The organism is Pseudomonas sp. PS01300 (assembly GCF_029960155.1).
Lineage (GTDB): Bacteria > Pseudomonadota > Gammaproteobacteria > Pseudomonadales > Pseudomonadaceae > Aquipseudomonas > Aquipseudomonas palmensis.
Genome location: NZ_JASCPN010000128.1, coordinates 1 through 3,219, shown reverse-complemented (window position 1 = coordinate 3,219; position 3,219 = coordinate 1). Strand labels below are relative to the sequence as shown.

4 protein-coding genes and 1 pseudogene are annotated in these 3,219 nt (G+C 65.2%); 1 reads left to right on the top strand and 4 read right to left on the bottom strand.

Features of this window, described 5'->3' with window-relative positions; genetic code table 11:
• Nucleotides 1-103: 103 nt before the first annotated feature.
• From trmB to QMX96_RS26530, 4 genes are all read right to left on the bottom strand, one after another.
• The gene (gene trmB, locus QMX96_RS26545; RefSeq protein WP_043860128.1) at nucleotides 104-826 is read right to left on the bottom strand and encodes a tRNA (guanosine(46)-N7)-methyltransferase TrmB; all 723 of its coding nucleotides are present in this window, start codon (nucleotides 824-826) and stop codon (nucleotides 104-106) included.
• 9 nt (nucleotides 827-835) lie between these two features.
• Nucleotides 836-1,630 (bottom strand): thiazole synthase, encoded by a 795-nt coding sequence (locus QMX96_RS26540; protein WP_043860127.1) that lies wholly within the window; start codon nucleotides 1,628-1,630, stop codon nucleotides 836-838.
• Between the two features lie 48 nt (nucleotides 1,631-1,678).
• The gene (thiS, locus tag QMX96_RS26535; protein WP_043860147.1) at nucleotides 1,679-1,879 is read right to left on the bottom strand and encodes a sulfur carrier protein ThiS; all 201 of its coding nucleotides are present in this window, start codon (nucleotides 1,877-1,879) and stop codon (nucleotides 1,679-1,681) included.
• Nucleotides 1,880-1,980: 101 nt separating this feature from the next.
• Complete coding sequence (locus QMX96_RS26530) at nucleotides 1,981-2,352, bottom strand: DUF423 domain-containing protein (RefSeq protein WP_043860126.1); 372 nt, start codon at nucleotides 2,350-2,352, stop codon at nucleotides 1,981-1,983.
• 34 nt (nucleotides 2,353-2,386) lie between these two features.
• Here QMX96_RS26530 and mtgA point away from each other — a divergent pair.
• A pseudogene (gene mtgA / locus QMX96_RS26525) lies at nucleotides 2,387-3,144 on the top strand (monofunctional biosynthetic peptidoglycan transglycosylase).
• Nucleotides 3,145-3,219: the final 75 nt, after the last annotated feature.

The window sequence follows — 3,219 nt, the reverse complement described above, 5'->3', positions numbered from 1 at the left end:
GGTCAAGCCCGCTCCCACAGGTACTACGCTGATTTCAAGGTCAGCGCTGTACCTGTGGGAGCGGGCTTGACCCGCGATTCGAGCGCGCAGCGCTCACCGGCAATCAGGCCAGTTTTTCGAACTTCAGATCCCACACCCCATGCCCCAGGCGCTCGCCACGGCGTTCGAACTTGGTGATCGGACGCTCGGCAGGGCGAGGTACGCACTTGCCGTCTTCGGCCAGGTTCCTGTACCCCGGCGCGACATTCATCACTTCCAGCATGTACTCGGCGTACGGTTCCCAGTCGGTCGCCATGTGGAACACGCCGCCCACCTTCAGCTTGCTGCGCACCAGCTCGGCAAATTCCGGCTGCACGATGCGACGCTTGTGGTGACGGCTCTTGTGCCACGGGTCCGGGAAGAACAGCATCAGGCGGTCCAGGCTGTTGTCGGCCACGCACTTGTTCAGCACTTCGATGGCATCGCAGTCATACACCCGCAGGTTCTGCAGGCCCTGGGTCAGCACGCCATTGAGCAGCGCGCCCACGCCCGGGCGGTGCACTTCGACACCGATGAAGTCCTGCTCGGGCGCGGCGGCAGCCATCTCCAGCAGGGAATGGCCCATGCCGAAGCCGATCTCCAGGGTGCGCGGCGCCGAACGGCCGAACACCTGGTCGTAATCCACCGGGCTGTCGGCCAGTGGCAGCACGAACAGCGGCGCGCCCTGGTCCAGGCCGCGCTGCTGGCCTTCGGTCATGCGCCCGGCACGCATCACGAAACTCTTGATGCGGCGGTGTTGGCGTTCTTCGCCTTCGGCGGTGATCGGCGATTCTTGCGATTCAGTCATCAGGGGCTCTTACTTGATCAGACCATCCAGCGGCGACGAGGCGCTGGCATAGAGTTTTTTCGGCATGCGGCCGGCCAGGTAGGCCAGGCGGCCTGCCACGATGGCGTGCTTCATGGCTTCGGCCATCATCACCGGTTGTTCGGCATGGGCGATGGCGGAATTCATCAGCACTGCCTCGCAGCCCATTTCCATGGCAATGGTGGCGTCCGACGCGGTACCCACACCGGCATCGACCAGCACCGGCACTTTCGATTCCTCGAGAATGATGCGCAGGTTGTACGGGTTGCAGATGCCCAGGCCCGTACCGATCAGGCCTGCCAGCGGCATGACCGCGATGCAGCCGATTTCGGCCAGCTGACGCGCGATGATCGGGTCGTCGCTGGTGTAGACCATCACGTCGAAACCGTCCTTGACCAGCACTTCGGCGGCCTTGATGGTTTCGATCACGTTGGGGAACAGCGTCTTCTGGTCGGCCAGCACTTCGAGCTTGACCAGGTTGTGCCCGTCGAGCAGTTCGCGGGCCAGGCGGCAGGTGCGCACGGCCTCGACCGCGTCGTAGCAGCCGGCGGTGTTCGGCAGGATGGTGTAGCGGTCCGGTGGCAGCACGTCGAGCAGGTTCGGCTCGCCCGGGTTCTGGCCCAGGTTGGTGCGGCGCACGGCGACGGTGACGATCTCGGCACCCGAGGCCTCGATGGCCAGGCGGGTTTCTTCCATGTCGCGGTACTTGCCGGTACCGACCAGCAGGCGCGACTGGAAGGTACGACCGGCCAGCGTGAAGGGCTTGTCGCTACGAACATTGCTCATCGGTAATCCTCTTGAAGGTTGAGGGACTTGCAGGTGAAGCGCGTGGGCCTAGCCGCCGCCGATGGCGTGAACCACCTCGACCTGGTCGCCTTCGCGCAGGGCGGTGGCGTCGTGCTGGCTGCGCGGCACGATGTCCAGGTTCAGCTCCACCGCCACCCGGCGACCTGCGAGGTCGAGCCGGGTCAGCAGGGCCGCGACGCTTTCGCCGTCGGGCAATTCGAAAGGTTCACCGTTCAGTTGAATGCGCATGCGCACGGCCGCCATTGTTTTTAGGGGCCCGCATTCTAGCCCCTATCCGGGGCTGAACCCAAGGCCAAGCGGCGCCATTCGTCTCGATCCGGACCCGCGGGTCAACCCAGGCGCCAGGCCGCCAGGCCCAGGCACAGCCAGCCGCCGAGGAAGGCCAGGCCGCCAAAAGGGGTGATGATGCCGAGCTTGCCGATGCCACTCAGGGTCAACAGGTACAGGCTACCGGAAAACAGCACGATGCCCAGGCAGAACAGACCACCGGCCCAGGCCGTGAGTCGCCCGGGCAGGTGCGCCCAGAGCACTGCCACGCCCAGCAGGGCCAGGGCGTGCACCAGCTGGTAGGTGACGCCGGTATGGAAGATCGCCAGGTACTCCTGGCTCAGGCGGCCCTTGAGGCCATGGGCGGCGAAGGCACCGAGGGCCACGCCGGTAAAGCCGAAAAAGGCGGCGAGCAACAGAAAGCTGCGAAGCATGCGCAAGACTCCTTGGGGGCACAGGGTCTGTATAATGGCCCGCTCATTCGGTTCGGCCAAGCCATCTCTATGCTTTCATCCCTGATCCGCCGCCTCACCCGCGCCCTGCTCTGGTTCGCCGTTGCCAGCGTGTTGCTGGTGCTGCTGTTTCGCTGGGTACCGCCGCCGGGCACCATGCTGATGGTCGAGCGCAAGGTGGAATCGTGGGTCGACGGCCAACCCATCGACCTGCAACGCGACTGGCGCCCATGGGGCGAGATCTCCGATGAACTGAAGGTGGCGGTGATTGCCGGCGAGGACCAGAAGTTCGCCGGGCACTGGGGTTTCGACTTCAATGCCATCCAGGCCGCACTGGCACACAACGAGCGTGGTGGCACGCTTCGCGGCGCCAGCACGCTGAGTCAGCAGGTGGCCAAGAACCAGTTCCTGTGGGCAGGCCGCAGTTGGCTGCGCAAAGGGCTGGAGGCATGGTTTACCGCACTGATCGAGCTGCTGTGGTCCAAGGAGCGCATCCTGGAGGTGTACCTCAACAGCGCCGAGTGGGATGACGGCGTATTCGGCGCCCAGGCAGCGGCCCGCCATCACTTCGGTACCGATGCGAGCAAGCTGACGCGCCAGCAGGCCAGCCTGTTGGCGGCGGTACTGCCCAGCCCGCGCAACTGGAGCGCAAGCCGGCCCAGCAGCTATGTGGCGCGACGGGCGGCGTGGATTCGTCAGCAGATGAGCCAACTGGGCGGCAGCGGCTACCTGGTGCAACTGGATGAGCCGCGCAAGGCGCCCTGGGCCAACTGAAACAAAGAGGGCCCCTTCGCCGGCAAGGCCGGCTCCTACAGGGATTGTTGTAGGAGCCGGCCTTGCCGGTGAAGG

Coding starts and splice junctions, on each gene's coding strand:
- QMX96_RS26530 (WP_043860126.1), bottom strand. CDS start 2,352: ATGCTTCGCAGCTTTCTGTTGCTCGCCGCCTTTTTCGGCTTTACCGGC.
- QMX96_RS26540 (WP_043860127.1), bottom strand. CDS start 1,630: ATGAGCAATGTTCGTAGCGACAAGCCCTTCACGCTGGCCGGTCGTACC.
- thiS (WP_043860147.1), bottom strand. CDS start 1,879: ATGCGCATTCAACTGAACGGTGAACCTTTCGAATTGCCCGACGGCGAA.
- trmB (WP_043860128.1), bottom strand. CDS start 826: ATGACTGAATCGCAAGAATCGCCGATCACCGCCGAAGGCGAAGAACGC.